Genomic DNA, 15,270 nt, shown 5'->3' with positions numbered 1-15,270 from the left:
TGTTGAGGCTGTGACGGCGAGACCGAAAACGCGGATGGACCCACGGCGCGTATGAGATCATATTACCCAGGCATCACTTTGTTCGAAGAGCAAAGGATTAATCGAATGTACGCCAACATTCTCTTGAGCACGGACGGATCGGACGTCGCGCGAAAAGGCGTTGAGCATGGCATTGCCCTGGCGAAGGCGTTGAACGCCAGGCTGACGATCATCACTGTGACGGAAGCGCTGCCGGTCGACTATGGGAGCGGACACGCCTCGGGATGGATTCCGACCCAGGAGGAGGTTGACAGCTATGACGCAGCCTGCAAAGCCCGTGCAGGCAAAGTGCTCGATGAAGCGCGCGCCATGTCGGAGCAGATCGGCACGCCTGCGGAACTCCTGCACGTTCCGAATGCGCACCCGGCGACTGCGATCATTGAAACAGCAGAGTCGAGAGGCTGCGACTTGATCGTCATGGCCTCTCATGGGCGTCGCGGCCTCAGGAAGCTGTTTCTGGGCAGCCAGACATCCGAGGTCCTGGTGTACGGAAGCGTGCCGGTGCTGGTCGTGCCAAAACCGGCATAGTGCAGGGCTTACCCGACGCCACTCGGCTGTTCTGCCGGGCGAGCCCAACCGAAACAAGGCGCCAATCGACCGCTCTCACGCGGCAGGAGAATTTTATGGTCAGTGAAAAAGGCCCGAACATCAAAAAGAAGCAGAAATGCAAAAATTGCGAGGGCAAAGGCTTGCTCAAGAAGGGCGAGAAGGTGGTGAAGTGCCAGCGCTGCAAGGGCACGGGGGTGCGGTGATGTTGAGTTGATGACCGCTCTATTCCCGGGGGATTGAGATGACAGTGCACTTCCAAGCAATCGATTTTATTTTTGATCAGCCCGGCTGGATCGGACCGAAGTCACGGCGTCACCGATTCGCCTTAGCGTATTCGTGTTGCGCAACGTGCCGACGCCCTTCAGGCGCCCCGCGCCTAACGCCGAAAGCAAACGCGATCGCGCTGGATCGCCCGTAAAATGGATCCAGAGATCGCCGCCGGCGACGGCTATTCGTTCATCGCTGACATAGCGTGCGAGGGCGTTTTCGCCACCTTTCGGGATTGGACTGCGCATCACGCGAACGGCGACCCTTTGCGGATCAGCGGTCGCTTCGGCACGAAACGGGTTTGCGCGTAGCAGGCGTCGCCACGCGTCAGCGTTGCGAACGATGATTGCGACATGCTTGCCGAACCGCACGTTGAAGGCCGCTTCGAGATTTTCTTCCAACTCGGAAATCGACGCCTTGTCGCTGTCAAACGTCAGATTTCCCGTCGCGCCGATGGTTCTGGGGTCGTGGAGGCCGAGGCCTTGCGCCATGGCACGCAGCTCGGCCATCGCCAATCGCCGGCCGAGCGGGAGAACCACACTGTAAAGCAGGGCCACGTAGGTCGTCATCGTTGGATGGCTCTCGTTCTCGGTCGGCTATCCTGACCAGCTTTATCGTTCACAACGTCAAATATCTTACGGGGTGCAGTCAAGCACTGTCACCGTAGTAGCCCGCACCATGAAGCCACTGGTATTCCGGCCGGCAACATCAAGCTTCGTGCGGTATTCTGGGCGATCCATCACAGAAAGGTCGTGAGCTCATAAGCCAGCACGGCTCCGCCAAGACAGCGCCGCCATGGGTTCACCCCGCGGAAAATCTCGTCGAGGGCCCAAACGATGAGGCCGCCTTTGAACACGATGTCCAGGGCAATAGCGGCATTGCCCGGCGGCTGCCAGATCCAGCGCAGGGCACCGGCCACGATGACGACCCAGAGAACGAGGTTGGGGGCCTGGGCGATCGTGATGTCACCGGTTTCGCGATTCCGAAAGAACCATTGCAGGAACCTGGACATGATCGCGCTCGCCTCTCCGATCGCGAAGATTATCGAGTACTCCGGTCGCCGCGATTCCCGATGTTTGCGATCGAGGGCCGCATCGGGTCTTTCGCGGTTTCGGGAGATGACGACGACAGCGCTGGATTGCTCGCCATCGACGGGCAGCCTATGCGTCCCGACGCATTGCGGCTGCTTCGGTGGAGCAGCCACATCGAACAAGGGCGCCGTCGCCGGCGCCCTTCATCGCTTGCCGCTCAATCCCGGCTGCGATGCAGCACGTGCCGTTGCTGCTGCGGCGCGTAGGCCCGCATCGGGTTGATACCGCAGCTCTCGTTGGTGCCGCTCGCGGTGGCGCGGCACTGCTCATAGGTGGAAAACTCGCAATTGCCGGGGTAGCCCGATTGGCGGCCCTGCAGGCAATAATTGTCTTGCACCTCGGTTGCGGACGCGGCGGTAGAGGATGCCGCGACGGTCAAGGTGGAAACGGCCGCAAGGACGGCGATGGCAAGATGACGATGCATGAGGGAACTCCTGTGTAGCGCTCGCCGGATGCGAGGACTCTCGTAAGCTAACGTTTGAGATCTCGAATACTTCGCAGCCGGAGAGATTAAATCGCTGTTATGTGCCACAGGGGCGGCACGCCCGTGCTCCGCTCTTGCGCCGCGGCGCGCGACCTTACAGTTCAGCTGGCCAGCCCGATCGCTCGGCTCGACGCAAGGACGACTTTACGATCAGGCGATGGAAGGGCGCGATTCCCGCGATATAGGCCCGCCCTCCCAAATGATTGAAGGTCACGACCGTTGTGGCGACAAGTCGGCGGCACAAGGCGGACTCTTCAACCAAAACGGACAAACGGAAGTCGAGATGGCGATCGTCCTCGCCAAGGATAATCTCATGACGACGCCGATCGTAGACCCGAAAGAAATCGATCCTGTCGGTCGCAACGTCATCGCGCAAGTCAGACGATGTCTTAAGACCGAACCCCGCAACCAAAGTGTCCCTTAGAGCCACCAGCCAGCCAACCCACCGCGCCTGACCCATAAGCATATGGGTGGCGAGGCGCTCGGCGTCGCCCGTCGCATGGCTCGGCAGATCGATCGCGAATGCGTCAGCGAAGCCCGCCTTGGCGTAGAGCGGCTTGAGCACCGAACGCTGCGGCAAATCCACTCGAGCAACGCGCGCCATAGATGTTCTGCCCGGACTGAATGGAAGCGAAGAGGCGGTGGAGACCAATAGCACCGGCGGGGCTCTCCAACAAGCGGCGAGGCCCCCGGGCAAGTCGATGCCCCCTCCCCACTCAGCGGTCATTGAAACTGAAGCGCGGACCACGCTGCCGGCCACGCCCACTCACCCTCCATCCACTACGCACTCCGCACCATCGATAACGTAGGCTGCGTGACGAAAATCCCTGATGATGGCGAGCTTGTCGGCGGACCAGTTCAACAGCATGAAATATTTCGCCCGCCCGCTCGGCTCATTCGGATCGAACACCAGGATCGCGGGACGTCCGTCGACCTGCCCCGTCACCAGGTGCCAGTCGCTGATCTTCGAATAATTGCCGAAATAGCGCGACACCTCGGCCTTGCCGTTCAGCCTGGTGCGGTTGATGAGCTCGAGCCTGACGTCATCGGCGATCATGGCGCGGATCGCGTCGAAGTCGCGCGCATTGAAATGGCCGACATAGGCGTTGAGCCGCGTGCGATCGGCCTCCGACAGGCCTGGCTGCGGCACATCGTCAGGCTCCTCGGCGAACTCACGCAGCTGCGTGCGCCCGCGATGCAGCGCGGCCTTCACCGCCGGCAGGCTGAAATCCATGATGTCGCAGACCTCGGCAAGCGAGCAGCCGAGCACGTCCATCAGGATCACGCTGGACCGCTGCGCCACCGGCAGCCGCATGAAGGTGCGCAGGCTGGTCGCAGCGATCTGGCGGCTTTCCACATCATCGAGCTGGTCGGCAATCATCTCCACCTCCTCAGCCGAATGAAGCGCCTCCTGTCGGTTGCGGCGGCGCAGGAAATCCAGCGCGGTGTTGTGCGCGATGCGGAACAGCCAGCCCTCCGTATTGACGACGGGCGTGACCGATTGCAGCGCTCCCATCGCCTTGATCAGCGCATCCTGCAGCACATCCTCACCGTCGATGACCGAGCCGACCATGCGCGCGCAGTAGCGATGCAGCTTCGGCCGCATCTGCGCCAGCAGCGCCTCGATATCGATGGTGGCCAGTGGCTCTGGCGCCATTGTTCCTCCGCCTCGCCTGGTCAGGACTCGTTCAGCATACGGTAGTTGCCGACGATCCTCACATCACGAACCAGCGGCGGCTCGGCGCAGCGGTCGCGGATGCCGTCCTGGAACGCCTGAAACGCCCTGAGTTTCGGGATCGGGCTCGAGCCGTCCTCGGCCGCGGCCTCGACCAGATGGATGAAGGTGTCGTCCTCCAGCCGCAGCGTCAGATAGCGCACGCCGTCCGGCCCGGCCGCCTTCAATTCGGCAAATACCGCCGAAACCAGCTCGGCGTTCCTGTCGGCCAGCTCGGGCTTGGCCTTGTACCTGATCAACGTCCTTTTCATCGCGCTCTCCTTGCTCATCTCGCGACCTGGCTCGCCCATCGCGCGCCATCTTTCCATTTCGGCATGACCCTCCCGGAAAACCGGTGCCCCGCTTTCCGGATCAAGCTCGCGTCAATGGCCGCGTCATCCCCAAGGACGTTTGGCGGCCGGCGAAGGATGCAGCCGGGGAAAAATTATTTCCGGGCGCATCCTTTGCCCCTCCGACCTCGTCTAGCCCACAGAACGCGCCGCGACAGGGTGGCTCGACACACGGAGAGAGGGCGATGCAGACCCCGACCAATCGCGCCGAGAAGAACTGGGTGCTTGGCGTCACCGCGCTGGCATCCTTCATGATGGCGCTGGACGCCATGATCATCACGACGGCATTCGCGACCATCCGCGCCGAATTCGGCAGCCCGGTCGAGACGCTGCAATGGACCGTCAACGCCTTCAACCTGACCTTTGCCGTGCTGCTCCTGACCGGCGCCGCGCTCGGCGACCGCTTCGGTCGCCGCCGCATGTTCGCGGCCGGGATCGCCCTGTTCGTCGTTGCATCGGCGGCCTGTGCGCTCGCCGGCAATGCCACCGCGCTGATCGCCGCCCGCGCGCTGCAGGGCGCCGGCGCCGCTTTGGTGATGCCGCTGGCGATGGCGATCCTGAGCGGCACGTTCGGCCGCGAGGAGCGCGCCCGCGCGCTTGGCATTTTCGCCAGCATCACCGGCTGCGCGCTGATCATCGGCCCCGCCATCGGCGGCTTCATCACCGAACATTTCGGCTGGCGCTGGGTGTTCTGGATCAACCTGCCGATCGGCCTGATCGCGATCGCCCTGGTGCTGGCACGCTTGCGCGAAAGCTTCGGACCGGCTTCCGCATTGGACATCGCCGGACTGGCGCTCGTCGCCCTCGCGGCGCTGGCGCTGGTCTGGAGCCTGTTGCGCGGCAACGCCGTGGGGTGGGCGAGCGCCGAGGTCATGGGCACGCTGATGTCAGGCCTGGTATTCACAGCCGGCTTCGTGCTCTGGGAATTGCGCGCGGCCGCGCCGATGGTGCCGATGCGACTGTTTGCATCGCGCGCCCTCGCCTCCGGCATGTCCGCAAGCGTCCTGTTCTACGCCGCGATGTATGGCGTCTTGTTCCTGCTGCCGCAGTTCCTGCAGACCACGCTGGGCTTCGACGCCTTCGGCGCCGGACTTCGCCTGCTGCCCTGGACCGCGACGCTGTTCGTCACCGCCCCGATCGCCGGCGCGGTCGTCAACAGGTTCGGCGAGCGGCCGCTGGTGGTGACGGGATTGCTGATGCAGGCGATCGGCCTTGGCTGGATCGCGGAGATCGTGAGCCCCACGGTCGCCTACTCCGCCTTGGTCGCGCCGCTGGTGCTGGCCGGCGTCGGCGTCTCGATGGCGATGCCGGCAGCGCAGAACGCGATCCTGAGCTCGGTCGCGGTGGCTGAAATGGGCAAGGCGTCCGGCGTCTTCAACATGGGCCGCTTCCTCGGGGGCATGTTCGGCATCGCTGCGCTGGTGGCGAGCTTCTCGGCCAACGGCGGGGCCTACTCGGCCGCACATTTCGAGAGCGGATTTGCTGCGGCGATGCGCCTCGCCGCAATGCTGTCGTTGGCCGGCGCGATTGCGGGGCTTTTCCTGCCGGCACGGCGACGGACCGCCAGTGCAGCCGCGCCACAGGATGCGTGACGCTGACACAGGCACGGGGCTGCGGTGACGTTGAGGTGGTGACCTCCCTCATGCCAAGGTAAGGGCCGCCAAGCCGTCAGCGGCGGATACCGCACCATTCACTGTTCGCCCCACCCGAACAGTGAAGCCAATTCCAGCGGGATTATCCAGCCAACCTCCCTGCCTATTATCTCCCCATCAAACAGGGAGACCCCACCATGACCACCCAGCACCCACGCACAGCCATCGTCACCGGCAGCTCGAAGGGCATTGGCGCGGCGGTCGCCGAGCGGCTGGCGCGGGACGGCCTCGCCGTCGTCGTCAACTATGCGAGCGGCGCTGCGCCAGCCGAGGCGCTGGTGGCGAAGATCAAGGCCGCCGGTGGAGCGGCGATTGCGGTCAAAGCCGACATCAGCAAGCTGGCTGACGTGCGCGCGCTGTTCGACGCGGCCGAGACGGCGTTCGGCGGCGTCGACGTGCTCGTCAACAATGCCGGGATCATGAAGGTCGCCCCATTGGCCCAGACCACCGACGAGGTGTGGGACCAGACCATCGCGATCAACCTCACGGGCACCTTCTATGCGCTGCGTGAAGCGGCGAAGCGGCTGCGCGAGGGCGGCCGGATCGTGAATTTCTCAACGAGCGTGGTCGGGCTTTATCAGCCGACCTATGCGGCTTACGCCGCGACCAAGGCCGGCATCGAGGCGATCACCCACATCCTCTCGAAGGAGCTGGGCGTGAGGCGGATCACGGTCAACGCGATCGCGCCGGGCCCTGTCAACACCGAGCTATTCCACAACGCCAATCAGCACGACATCTCGCCGATCATCGATCGGACGCCTCTGCATCGTCTCGGCGAACCCGACGACATCGCGCGCGCGATCTCGTTCCTGGTCGGGCCCGACGGCGGCTGGATCAACGGCCAGATCCTGCGCGCCAATGGCGGCATCATCTGAAGCCGCATCGTCTGGAGATCATGACCATGAGCGATGCGATCACGGGCGGGGCCCCACGGCACAGCCCCGCGTCCCTGCTGTTGCCTGGCTTGCGAAATTTCTACGAGATCGCCAATCCCGTTTCCTATGCGTTTCTGCGCGTTGCCTTCGGATTGATCCTGTTCACGCACGGCTTGCCGAAATTGCTCGGCGAGTCCCACGGCGCCATGGCCAATCCGTTCGCGAGCTCCATCAATTTCATCACCAATTCATTGCATTTTCCGGCCCCGGTGGCGTTCGGCTATTTCGTGATGCTGCTGGAAACCATCGGGGCCATCATGCTCGCCGCGGGGCTGTTCACCCGCCTCGTCGCGCCGATGGTCGCCGTGCAGATGGCGATGATCTGCCTTATCCATTACCCCAAATGGGCCTGGATCGATCGCGGCATGGAGTACCCGTTCCTGATGGGCCTCGTTGCCCTGCACATGTCGTTTCGAGGCGGCGGGCGATTCTCGGCGGACCGCTTGATCGGACGGGAGCTTTGAAGGCGCGCCGGAGGGCCCTGCCCGCTCCGGCCGCGCGAGGTCTTCACACCGCCGCCGTTCGATCCCCCCGCACACAACGCCACAGCAGATCGGCGATCTCGGCGCGGCGCTGCGCCCTCGCCTTTGGCGAGGACATGTCGAAGGCGAATTGCGCCTCGAACGTGTGACGGTTGGCGACCGCGAAGAAGCTCAGCGCATTCAGCGTCATATGCAGTTCGACCGGATCGATGCCGGGCCGGATCGCGCCGCAGGCCGCGCCGCGCTCCAGCACCTTGGCAATCTGGCTGATGCTCGGCTGCGTCATCTCCTTGAGCCTGCGGCTGATGGCCATGTGCCGTCCGCGATGGATGTTCTCGATGCTGACGAGGCGGACGAATTGCGGATGGGCCTGGTGGAAATCGAAGGTGAATTCGGCAAGCCGGCGGATCGCGGCCTCCGGCTCCAGCGCCTCGAGATGCAGATCCTCCTCGGCGGCGCGCATCTCCGCATAGGCCATCTCCAGCACCGCGGTGAACAGCTCTTCCTTCGAGTTGAAATAGTAGAAGATCAGCCGCTTGGTGATGTTGGCGCGGGCGGCGATGGCGTCGGTGTTGCCGCCGGACAAGCCGTTCTCGGCGAACTCCTCGAAGGCGATGTCGAGGATCTCCTGCCGCGTCCGCTCGCGGTCGCGCCGCTTGATCGGCACCGGCTTCGCCGCCCGGACGGGCTGCTTCTTCACACCTGGCATCTGGCCCTTCGGTCCTTCACGGCGGCCGGTCGCGGCATCGCCCTCCCTCCATAGCGCAATCGCGGGCCCTTGACATCAATTATCCCATTGGGTAATTATCAATTAACCTATGGATTAATTAAGAGGGAGGAGACACATGCGCCTGACCGGCGACCGCCGCGCCAGCTCCCGACTGCCGCGATTGCCTGTGCGGGCGAGCAGGCCATGACCGCGCTCGGCCTTGCCCATCTCACCGCGTTGGAGCTTGCGCCCACGGCGCTGGTTGCCGAGGCGGCGCGAGCCGGGTTTGCAGCCGTCGCGCTACGCTTCATCCCGGCAACCAGCGACGGGCCGGCCTATCCGACGCAGGTCGGCACCGAGGCCCACCGAGCGCTGAAGCGCGTGCTTGACGGCGAGGGCGTGCGGGTCAGCGACATCGAGCTGGTCCAGCTCAAGCCCGCCATCGACATCTCCTCGCTCGCAGGCTGTATCGAAGCCGGCGCCGATCTCGGCGCCACAGCGATCATCGCTTCGGGCGACGATCCGGATCGGTCCCGGCTCACCGCGCGTTTCGCCGAGCTCTGCCAACTCGCCGCGTCGTTCGGACTGCGCGTCGACCTCGAATTCATGCGCTGGCGCGCGATCGGCAATTTGGCGCAGGCCGCGGCGGTCATCCGCGACGCAGGCCAGACCAACGGCGCCATCCTGGTCGACGCGTTGCACCTGGCGCGCTCCGGCGGCCGCGCCGCCGACCTGATCCCGCTTCCCGACCATTGGCTCCGCGCCGCGCAACTCTGTGATGCCGTCGCCGAAACGCCGGCAACGGACGCGGCCATCATTGCCGAGGCGCGCGCGGGACGGCTGCCGCCCGGCGACGGCGCTCTGCCGCTCGGCGCACTGCTGGAGGCGCTGCCCACTGATGCCGCCCTCAGCGTCGAGATGCCGTTGCCGGCGCTCGACGCGAGAGAGCGGATCGCCACGGCGTTCAACGCGACCAGGAACTTGCTCGAAGGCCAGGCCCGCGGCGCCAGACGCCGCGACTGCCACGGCTGGGCCTAAACCCAACGGAATGCACGAGATGACAAAAATCAGGATTGGCGTGATCGGCGCAGGATTGATCGGGCGCAAACATCTGCGCAAGCTGGCCGAGCATGGCGACTACGAGCTCGCCGGCATCGCCGACGTCAACGCCGAGCAGGTCGCGGCCGAGCAGCCCGGCGCACGCGTCTTCGCGGATTACCGGAAGCTGCTCGACGAGGCGCGGCCCGAGGCCGTGATCATCGCGTCGCCCAATCAGCTCCACGCCGAGAACGGCATCGCATGCGCGCGGGCCGGCATCCATATCCTGATCGAAAAGCCGGTCACCGATACGCTGGAGACCGCCGCCGGCCTGATCGCGGAAGTCCGCAAGGCCGGCATTCGGTCGCTGGTCGGGCATCACCGCCGCCATCATAGGCAGGTGAAGGCGCTCAAGGCGCTGCTTGGCGAGGGCCGTATCGGCGATGTCGTCGGCGTCTCGGCGATCTGGGCCACGCACAAGCCGGCCGACTATTTCAAGGCTGCGCCCTGGCGCTCGCAAGCCGGTGGCGGGCCGATCCTGATCAATCTGATCCACGAGATCGACTTCCTGCGCTTCGCGGTCGGCGAGATCGTCGCCGTGGAGGCCATCGCCGCGAACCGGCAGCGCGGCTTCGCGGTCGAGGATACCGCCGCCGCGCTGCTCGAATTCGAGAACGGCGCGCTCGGCACGTTCTTCCTCAGCGACTGCGCGGTGACGCCCTGGACGATGGAGCAGGGACTCGGCGAGGCGCCGGAGTTTCCGTTCAGCGGACAGAGCAGCTACCGCCTGATGGGCCGCCGCGGCGCGATCGAATTCCCAAGTCTCGATCAATGGACGCAGGAAGGCGGCGCGCAGGACTGGAACAGGCCGATCCAGGCGCAGGCCAATCATGCGGCGTCGACCGATCCTTATGTCGCCCAGCTCGATCATTTCCGCGACGTGGTCCGGGGCGTGACGCCGTCGCTGCAACCGGTCGAGGACGGCGCGCGAAGCCTGCTGGTGACGCTCGCGATCGCAGAGGCCGCGACGGCGCGACGGCGCATCGACCTGCGCGAGCGCTACGCGGGGCTAGGACAAGGCGAGCAGGCAACGACCTAGAGCACGGCTTTCACCGCCGTCGGACAGACGCGAACGGGCCAAGCCACGCCAAGAGGGCGGCCCGGCCACGCCAAGAGGGCGGCCCGGAGGGAGGAGCGAGGTGAACTACAAGTTCGATTTCGGACCCGTGATCGAGGGCCTGCCGGAGCTGCTCTGGGGCTGTGCCGGCACGCTCGGCCTGGCGCTGTCGGGCATGGTGCTGGCGCTGATCATCGGGATCGGCGGCGTGCTGCTGCGCGATTCCCGGCTTGCGTCGCTGCGCTGGCTAGTCATCGCGTTCGTCGAGGCGATCCGCAACACGCCATTCCTCGGCCAGATCTACTTCGTCTTCTTCGCGCTGCCGATGGTCGGCATCCGCCTCGATCCCACGCTGACCGCGATCATCGCGCTCGGCGTCAACGGCGGCGCCTATGCGATCGAGATTATCCGCGGCGGCGTGCAGTCGATCAACAAGGGGCAGGTCGAGGCGGGACTGGCGCTCGGCCTGAGCCGGACCCTGATCTTCCGCCTGATCGTGCTGAAGCCGGCGCTGCGCGCGATTTTCCCGTCGCTGACCAGCCAGTTCATCATGCTTACGCTGACGACGAGCATCGCATCGGCGATCTCGGCCTATGAGCTGACCTCGGTCGGACAGGCGATCGAGACCAATACGTTCCGCAGCTTCGAGGTCTATGGCGTCGTCACGCTGCTCTATCTCGCGATGTCGTGGATGCTGATGCAGATGTTCGCGCGGATCAACGCGCGCTTCCTGCTCTATCCCGTGAAGTGAGGACGGCGCATGGACAAGAACCAGTTCCTGTTCCTGCTCGGCGGCCTGAAATGGACGCTGGCGCTGTCCGCGATCGGCTTCGCGCTCGGCTCGGTCGCCGGCCTCGGCGTCGCACTGGCGCGCACCTCGGGCCGGCGCTGGCTCGAACGTGGCGCGGCCGCCTACATCGCGCTGTTCCAGGGCACGCCGCTGCTGATGCAGCTGTTCGTTGTCTATTACGGCCTCGCGCTCGCCGGGCTGAAGCTCGATCCCTGGGTTTCCGTCTCGATCGGCTTCACCCTGCATGCCGGCGCCTTCCTCGGCGAAATCTGGCGCGGCTCGATCGAGGCCGTGCCGCGCGGCCAGGTCGAGGCCGCCAAGGCGCTCAGCCTCGGCTATCTCGACCGGATGAAGGACGTCGTGCTGCCGCAGGCGATCCGCATTTCGCTGCCCGCGACGATCGGGTTCCTGGTGCAGTTGATCAAGGGCACCTCGCTTGCCGCCATCATCGGCTTCACCGAGCTGATGCGCGCCGGGACCATCGTCTCCAACCAGAACTTCAAGCCGCTGCTCGTGCTCGGCCTGGTCTGCGCGCTCTATTTCGCGCTGTGCTGGCCGCTTTCGCTCTATGGCGCCTGGCTGGAGCGGCGGCTCGTCACCGCGGCACGATGATGAATTCAACACAGAGGAGGGAATGATGACCAAAAAGACAATCCAGTTCAATCGCCGCCACATGCTGGCGCTCGGCGCCGCCGCGATCGCCTCGCCGTTCGTGCTGTCGCGCGCCGCTTACGCGGTGACGCCCGCGGAGATCAAGGCGCGCGGCAAGGTGCTGATCGGGATCCAGGGCGACAATCCGCCCTGGGGGTTCGTCAATTCCTCGGGCAAGCAGGAGGGCCTCGATGCCGACCTCTCCGAGCTGTTCGCAAAAGAGCTCGGCGTCGCCGCGGAATTTACACCGCTGGCCGTCGCCAATCGCATCCCGGCGCTGACGTCGGGACGCGTCGACATCCTGTTTGCGACCATGGCGATGCTGCCGGAGCGCGCCAAGGCGGTGCAGTTCTCAAGGCCCTATGGTGCCAACATCATCACCTTCATCGCGCCGAAGGAGATCGAGATCAAATCGCCGGCCGACATGGGCAAATATGTCATCGGTGTCGCGCGCGGCAGTGTGCAGGACACCGACGTGACCAAGGCGGCGCCTCCCGGCACCACCATCCGCCGCTTCGACGGCGATGCGCCGACCATGCAGGCGCTGCTGTCCGGGCAGGTGCAGGCGGTGGGCGGCAACATCTTCTACGTTCCGCGCCTCAACGAATCCAAACCCGGCACTTACGAGAACAAGCTCGAATTCACCAAACTCTATAACGGCGCCTGCACGCGGCTCGGCGAGAAGGAGATCAACGCCTTCGTCAACGGCTTCATCGACAAGATCATCGCCAGCGGCGAATGGGCCAGGATCTATCCGAAGTGGATCAACAACCCGCTGCCGGCTTTCCCCGACAGCATTCCCGGCATCCCCTTCACCGTCAGCTGAGGGAGAGTGCCATGTCGGTCACAGCCATGTCGGTCGCAGCCATGCCGGTCGCAGCCATGCCGGTCGCAGCCACGGCGGACACGATGATCGCGATGCGCGGTGTCAACAAATGGTACGGCACCTACCAGGTGCTCACCGACATCAACCTGGCGGTCCGTGCGAGCGAAAAGATCGTTCTGTGCGGGCCGTCCGGATCGGGCAAATCCACCCTGATCCGCTGCATCAATGCGCTCGAGAGCTACCAGAAGGGCGAGATCGTCGTCGACGGCGTCCATCTCGGCAGCCAAGGCAAGGCCGTCGATGCGGTGCGCCGCGAGGTCGGCATGGTGTTCCAGCAATTCAACCTGTTCCCGCACATGACGGTGCTGGAGAACTGCACGCTGGCGCCGATCCGCTCTCGCGGCATTCCGCGCCCGGCGGCCGAGGAGACCGCGCGGCGGCTGCTCGACCGTGTCAAAATCCTCAACCAGGCGGACAAATACCCGGCGCAATTGTCCGGCGGTCAGCAGCAGCGCGCGGCGATCGCGCGGGCGCTGTGCATGGAGCCCAAGGTGATGCTGTTCGACGAGCCGACCTCGGCGCTCGACCCGGAAATGGTCAAGGAGGTGCTCGACACCATGATCGGGCTTGCGACCGACGGCATGACCATGATCTGCGTCACCCATGAAATGGGCTTCGCCCGGCAGGTCGCCGACCGCGTGATCTTCATGGCGGAGGGACGGATCGTCGAGGAGGCGGAGCCGGAAGTCTTCTTCAGGGCCCCGCAGCACGAGCGCACCAAAAAATTCCTCGGCGAGATTCTGCCGCATCATTGAAGCCGTGCCGGCGCGGCGCGAAGGCGGTCCGGTGTCCACCCTTGCCGGACGCCTCACGCCTCCACCCGATACAGCCTCCACCGCTCCGGCACGCCCTTGAGCTGGTGCATGCCGTGATCCCTGAAGCTGATCGTCGATGGTGCCTTCAGCAAATCCTTGACCGCGCTCGAGACCAAGACTTCGCCGGCCCGCGCTTTCGCGGCGACGCGGGTGCCGATGTGGAAGGCGAGACCGACCATTTCGCCGCCGCTGATCGTATACTCGCCCGCATGCAGGCCGACCCTGATCTCTAGCCCCAGCGTGCGCACCGCCTTCTGGATCGCGGTCGCGCAACTGATCCCGGCAGCCGGCGCCTTGAACGTCGCTAGCACGCCGTCGCCCGTCGTCACGACTTCCTTTCCGCGCGAGCTCTTCAGCTCCTTGCGGACGGCTGCGTAATAATGGCCCATCACCTTGGTCCAGCGCGCATCGCCGAGCTTCGCGGCCTTGGCGGTGGAGCCGACGATATCGACGATCAGGATGGTGGCGAGCGCCCGCTTGAGATCGGTGCCGCGCTCGGCGGGGGGGCGCCGGAGCGCGATAGCTCCGGCCAGCGGCTCATAGCGATGGCTGCGGCGCCGCGCAATCGCGGCCTTTGCGTAATCCTGGGCACGCTGCGCCGTGCCGCACCGAACTGTCTTCTCCTGCGGCGAGCGCGTCCAGTAGACCTTGCGCCCGGCACCGGTGCCTTGGACCTCCACGCCGCCCCACTTCAGGAAAACCGCCGAGCCGACGCGCCTGACACACCACGCCTTCGACGTGTATCCCGATACGTTCGACTGATGGACTCCGATGCGAAGGAATTTTGGCATGAACGCGCGGCCAGTCGAAGGAACGTGGGCGGACCTCGGGCCAACGTATTCGCACATGCCTGCATTGGCAACAGGGCTCCTCGCACCTACGCTCCCCGGCGAGCCTCCTGCTTGCCGATCGAGCAGCGCCACGCCGCGAGACGTTCGGCCGGATGCTGCGCCATCCATTCGGCGAGCTGCGGCGCTCCCATCAGACAGGACTGCATCGTCACGTCAGCGAAATCCGAGGTCGTGACGATCTGCTCGTGGCAATCTGTCGGCGACGAGAGGCTGCAGAGCACGGCAATGATCTTGATCATGTCACGAGAGCTCCTTCGACGTACTCGGGCTCTGCGTCGCCGCCCGAGTGGTCGACCGCGGCTCGACGGGCCGCTCGCCGTCGGGATCGGCCCGCGGAAACACGGCGTCATAGTTAGCGCGCGCTTCGCGGATCAGCCGCGCACGCTCGCGCTCGGCTCTTGTGACCAGTCGAACAACTTCGCCCATATCGGCTCCACGGGGTGGCAAGAGAGGAAACTGACCAGACGGCCCTGATTGGGCGACCGGCTCACCGCGCAACCCGCAATCACGGGTACGATTCGTATCGCGTGCCGGCCGAACGCGCCGATGACCTCGCCGCATCGACGCTTGATGCCTTTTCGGCGCGCCGCTGATAGTCATTGGCCAGCATCTCGAGACGGGTCGCGACCACGATGTCCGTCATGGTCCGGGCCGCGCGCAGCAGGCTCTGCGCCGTCTCGAGATATTCCTTTCCTCGTCGTGACATCTGCATGGTCATAGGCGCCTCGCGCGGTTTTCTGAAAACATGTCGACAACCGACGGAAATCGACCGAACCAGTCGCGCTCACCCTGCCGGCGCGTCGCCAAACGTTCGACGCACTTTTTCGAGCAAAGGGGCTTTCGCCAAGAG

At 64.9% G+C, this 15,270-nt stretch carries 22 protein-coding genes; 11 read left to right on the top strand and 11 right to left on the bottom strand.

Features of this window, described 5'->3' with window-relative positions:
- Positions 1 to 105 precede the first annotated feature (105 nt).
- Together AB7535_RS01690 and AB7535_RS01685 are read left to right on the top strand one after the other, a co-directional pair.
- Positions 106 to 567: a universal stress protein gene (locus AB7535_RS01690; protein ID WP_085403286.1), complete on the top strand. Its 462-nt coding sequence runs from the start codon at positions 106 to 108 to the stop codon at positions 565 to 567.
- A 95-nt stretch (positions 568 to 662) separates the two neighbouring features.
- Positions 663 to 791, top strand: coding sequence for a hypothetical protein (locus AB7535_RS01685; protein ID WP_256376431.1), 129 nt, complete (start codon positions 663 to 665; stop codon positions 789 to 791).
- Between the two features lie 66 nt (positions 792 to 857).
- Here the strand turns inward: AB7535_RS01685 and AB7535_RS01680 are convergent, their stop codons facing one another.
- From AB7535_RS01680 to AB7535_RS01655, 6 genes are all read right to left on the bottom strand, one after another.
- On the bottom strand, positions 858 to 1,424 hold the full coding sequence (locus AB7535_RS01680) for a DUF1697 domain-containing protein (RefSeq protein ID WP_085403285.1): 567 nt from the start codon (positions 1,422 to 1,424) through the stop codon (positions 858 to 860).
- Between the two features lie 170 nt (positions 1,425 to 1,594).
- Positions 1,595 to 1,867, bottom strand: coding sequence for a hypothetical protein (locus tag AB7535_RS01675; protein WP_085403331.1), 273 nt, complete (start codon positions 1,865 to 1,867; stop codon positions 1,595 to 1,597).
- A 236-nt stretch (positions 1,868 to 2,103) separates the two neighbouring features.
- On the bottom strand, positions 2,104 to 2,370 hold the full coding sequence (locus tag AB7535_RS01670; RefSeq protein WP_085403284.1) for a DUF3551 domain-containing protein: 267 nt from the start codon (positions 2,368 to 2,370) through the stop codon (positions 2,104 to 2,106).
- Between the two features lie 154 nt (positions 2,371 to 2,524).
- Entirely contained in the window at positions 2,525 to 3,034 is a 510-nt protein-coding gene (locus AB7535_RS01665; protein ID WP_063985328.1) for a DUF2867 domain-containing protein, read from the bottom strand.
- Positions 3,035 to 3,196: 162 nt separating this feature from the next.
- The gene (locus AB7535_RS01660; RefSeq protein WP_085403283.1) at positions 3,197 to 4,087 is read right to left on the bottom strand and encodes a sigma-70 family RNA polymerase sigma factor; all 891 of its coding nucleotides are present in this window, start codon (positions 4,085 to 4,087) and stop codon (positions 3,197 to 3,199) included.
- Between the two features lie 20 nt (positions 4,088 to 4,107).
- Positions 4,108 to 4,416 carry a hypothetical protein gene (locus tag AB7535_RS01655; protein ID WP_071917696.1) on the bottom strand — a complete coding sequence of 103 codons (309 nt, stop codon included), beginning with the start codon at positions 4,414 to 4,416 and terminating at the stop codon, positions 4,108 to 4,110.
- Positions 4,417 to 4,679: 263 nt separating this feature from the next.
- Here AB7535_RS01655 and AB7535_RS01650 point away from each other — a divergent pair, with 263 nt between their 5' ends.
- From AB7535_RS01650 to AB7535_RS01640, 3 genes are all read left to right on the top strand, one after another.
- Entirely contained in the window at positions 4,680 to 6,086 is a 1,407-nt protein-coding gene (locus AB7535_RS01650; RefSeq protein ID WP_085403282.1) for a DHA2 family efflux MFS transporter permease subunit, read from the top strand.
- Positions 6,087 to 6,283: 197 nt separating this feature from the next.
- Positions 6,284 to 7,021: an SDR family oxidoreductase gene (locus tag AB7535_RS01645; protein ID WP_028158991.1), complete on the top strand. Its 738-nt coding sequence runs from the start codon at positions 6,284 to 6,286 to the stop codon at positions 7,019 to 7,021.
- A gap of 26 nt (positions 7,022 to 7,047) precedes the next feature.
- A complete protein-coding gene (locus tag AB7535_RS01640; RefSeq protein WP_167768142.1) occupies positions 7,048 to 7,545 on the top strand; it encodes a DoxX family protein in 498 nt (165 codons plus the stop codon).
- Between the two features lie 43 nt (positions 7,546 to 7,588).
- On the opposite strand, the gene AB7535_RS01635 is transcribed toward AB7535_RS01640, so the two are convergent.
- Entirely contained in the window at positions 7,589 to 8,272 is a 684-nt protein-coding gene (locus AB7535_RS01635; RefSeq protein WP_085403281.1) for a TetR/AcrR family transcriptional regulator, read from the bottom strand.
- 204 nt (positions 8,273 to 8,476) lie between these two features.
- Here AB7535_RS01635 and AB7535_RS01630 point away from each other — a divergent pair, with 204 nt between their 5' ends.
- From AB7535_RS01630 to AB7535_RS01605, 6 genes are all read left to right on the top strand, one after another.
- Positions 8,477 to 9,310: a sugar phosphate isomerase/epimerase family protein gene (locus AB7535_RS01630; protein WP_085403280.1), complete on the top strand. Its 834-nt coding sequence runs from the start codon at positions 8,477 to 8,479 to the stop codon at positions 9,308 to 9,310.
- Positions 9,311 to 9,329: 19 nt separating this feature from the next.
- A complete protein-coding gene (locus AB7535_RS01625) occupies positions 9,330 to 10,409 on the top strand; it encodes a Gfo/Idh/MocA family protein (RefSeq protein WP_094184291.1) in 1,080 nt (359 codons plus the stop codon).
- Between the two features lie 100 nt (positions 10,410 to 10,509).
- Positions 10,510 to 11,178, top strand: a complete 669-nt coding sequence (locus AB7535_RS01620) for an amino acid ABC transporter permease (protein WP_085403278.1) — start codon at positions 10,510 to 10,512, stop codon at positions 11,176 to 11,178.
- A 9-nt stretch (positions 11,179 to 11,187) separates the two neighbouring features.
- Entirely contained in the window at positions 11,188 to 11,829 is a 642-nt protein-coding gene (locus tag AB7535_RS01615) for an amino acid ABC transporter permease (protein WP_063985335.1), read from the top strand.
- Between the two features lie 22 nt (positions 11,830 to 11,851).
- Positions 11,852 to 12,694: a transporter substrate-binding domain-containing protein gene (locus tag AB7535_RS01610; protein WP_167768141.1), complete on the top strand. Its 843-nt coding sequence runs from the start codon at positions 11,852 to 11,854 to the stop codon at positions 12,692 to 12,694.
- A gap of 56 nt (positions 12,695 to 12,750) precedes the next feature.
- On the top strand, positions 12,751 to 13,509 hold the full coding sequence (locus AB7535_RS01605; RefSeq protein WP_085403328.1) for an amino acid ABC transporter ATP-binding protein: 759 nt from the start codon (positions 12,751 to 12,753) through the stop codon (positions 13,507 to 13,509).
- A 53-nt stretch (positions 13,510 to 13,562) separates the two neighbouring features.
- Here AB7535_RS01605 and AB7535_RS01600 read toward each other — a convergent pair whose 3' ends face one another.
- The 4 genes from AB7535_RS01600 to AB7535_RS01585 form a co-directional block, all read right to left on the bottom strand.
- Positions 13,563 to 14,360: an adenylate/guanylate cyclase domain-containing protein gene (locus tag AB7535_RS01600; protein WP_085403327.1), complete on the bottom strand. Its 798-nt coding sequence runs from the start codon at positions 14,358 to 14,360 to the stop codon at positions 13,563 to 13,565.
- A gap of 86 nt (positions 14,361 to 14,446) precedes the next feature.
- Positions 14,447 to 14,659 (bottom strand): hypothetical protein, encoded by a 213-nt coding sequence (locus tag AB7535_RS01595; protein WP_014497603.1) that lies wholly within the window; start codon positions 14,657 to 14,659, stop codon positions 14,447 to 14,449.
- 1 nt (position 14,660) lies between these two features.
- Positions 14,661 to 14,846 (bottom strand): hypothetical protein, encoded by a 186-nt coding sequence (locus AB7535_RS01590; protein WP_085403277.1) that lies wholly within the window; start codon positions 14,844 to 14,846, stop codon positions 14,661 to 14,663.
- Positions 14,847 to 14,925: 79 nt separating this feature from the next.
- Complete coding sequence (locus AB7535_RS01585; RefSeq protein ID WP_063985337.1) at positions 14,926 to 15,138, bottom strand: hypothetical protein; 213 nt, start codon at positions 15,136 to 15,138, stop codon at positions 14,926 to 14,928.
- Positions 15,139 to 15,270 lie beyond the last annotated feature (132 nt).

The organism is Bradyrhizobium sp. 956_D2_N1_4, assembly GCF_052076025.1.
Taxonomy (GTDB): domain Bacteria; phylum Pseudomonadota; class Alphaproteobacteria; order Rhizobiales; family Xanthobacteraceae; genus Bradyrhizobium; species Bradyrhizobium barranii.
This window is presented reverse-complemented; position numbering and strand designations above follow the sequence as displayed.

Excerpts from the sequence above, each read along its gene's own strand:
- AB7535_RS01690 (WP_085403286.1), top strand. The coding sequence starts at position 106 with ATGTACGCCAACATTCTCTTGAGCACGGACGGATCGGACGTCGCGCGA.
- AB7535_RS01685 (WP_256376431.1), top strand. The coding sequence starts at position 663 with ATGGTCAGTGAAAAAGGCCCGAACATCAAAAAGAAGCAGAAATGCAAA.
- AB7535_RS01680 (WP_085403285.1), bottom strand. The coding sequence starts at position 1,424 with ATGACGACCTACGTGGCCCTGCTTTACAGTGTGGTTCTCCCGCTCGGC.
- AB7535_RS01675 (WP_085403331.1), bottom strand. The coding sequence starts at position 1,867 with ATGTCCAGGTTCCTGCAATGGTTCTTTCGGAATCGCGAAACCGGTGAC.
- AB7535_RS01670 (WP_085403284.1), bottom strand. The coding sequence starts at position 2,370 with ATGCATCGTCATCTTGCCATCGCCGTCCTTGCGGCCGTTTCCACCTTG.
- AB7535_RS01665 (WP_063985328.1), bottom strand. The coding sequence starts at position 3,034 with ATGGCGCGCGTTGCTCGAGTGGATTTGCCGCAGCGTTCGGTGCTCAAG.
- AB7535_RS01660 (WP_085403283.1), bottom strand. The coding sequence starts at position 4,087 with ATGGCGCCAGAGCCACTGGCCACCATCGATATCGAGGCGCTGCTGGCG.
- AB7535_RS01655 (WP_071917696.1), bottom strand. The coding sequence starts at position 4,416 with ATGAAAAGGACGTTGATCAGGTACAAGGCCAAGCCCGAGCTGGCCGAC.
- AB7535_RS01650 (WP_085403282.1), top strand. The coding sequence starts at position 4,680 with ATGCAGACCCCGACCAATCGCGCCGAGAAGAACTGGGTGCTTGGCGTC.
- AB7535_RS01645 (WP_028158991.1), top strand. The coding sequence starts at position 6,284 with ATGACCACCCAGCACCCACGCACAGCCATCGTCACCGGCAGCTCGAAG.
- AB7535_RS01640 (WP_167768142.1), top strand. The coding sequence starts at position 7,048 with ATGAGCGATGCGATCACGGGCGGGGCCCCACGGCACAGCCCCGCGTCC.
- AB7535_RS01635 (WP_085403281.1), bottom strand. The coding sequence starts at position 8,272 with ATGCCAGGTGTGAAGAAGCAGCCCGTCCGGGCGGCGAAGCCGGTGCCG.
- AB7535_RS01630 (WP_085403280.1), top strand. The coding sequence starts at position 8,477 with ATGACCGCGCTCGGCCTTGCCCATCTCACCGCGTTGGAGCTTGCGCCC.
- AB7535_RS01625 (WP_094184291.1), top strand. The coding sequence starts at position 9,330 with ATGACAAAAATCAGGATTGGCGTGATCGGCGCAGGATTGATCGGGCGC.
- AB7535_RS01615 (WP_063985335.1), top strand. The coding sequence starts at position 11,188 with ATGGACAAGAACCAGTTCCTGTTCCTGCTCGGCGGCCTGAAATGGACG.
- AB7535_RS01610 (WP_167768141.1), top strand. The coding sequence starts at position 11,852 with ATGATGACCAAAAAGACAATCCAGTTCAATCGCCGCCACATGCTGGCG.
- AB7535_RS01605 (WP_085403328.1), top strand. The coding sequence starts at position 12,751 with ATGCCGGTCGCAGCCACGGCGGACACGATGATCGCGATGCGCGGTGTC.
- AB7535_RS01600 (WP_085403327.1), bottom strand. The coding sequence starts at position 14,360 with ATGCCAAAATTCCTTCGCATCGGAGTCCATCAGTCGAACGTATCGGGA.
- AB7535_RS01595 (WP_014497603.1), bottom strand. The coding sequence starts at position 14,659 with ATGATCAAGATCATTGCCGTGCTCTGCAGCCTCTCGTCGCCGACAGAT.
- AB7535_RS01590 (WP_085403277.1), bottom strand. The coding sequence starts at position 14,846 with ATGGGCGAAGTTGTTCGACTGGTCACAAGAGCCGAGCGCGAGCGTGCG.
- AB7535_RS01585 (WP_063985337.1), bottom strand. The coding sequence starts at position 15,138 with ATGACCATGCAGATGTCACGACGAGGAAAGGAATATCTCGAGACGGCG.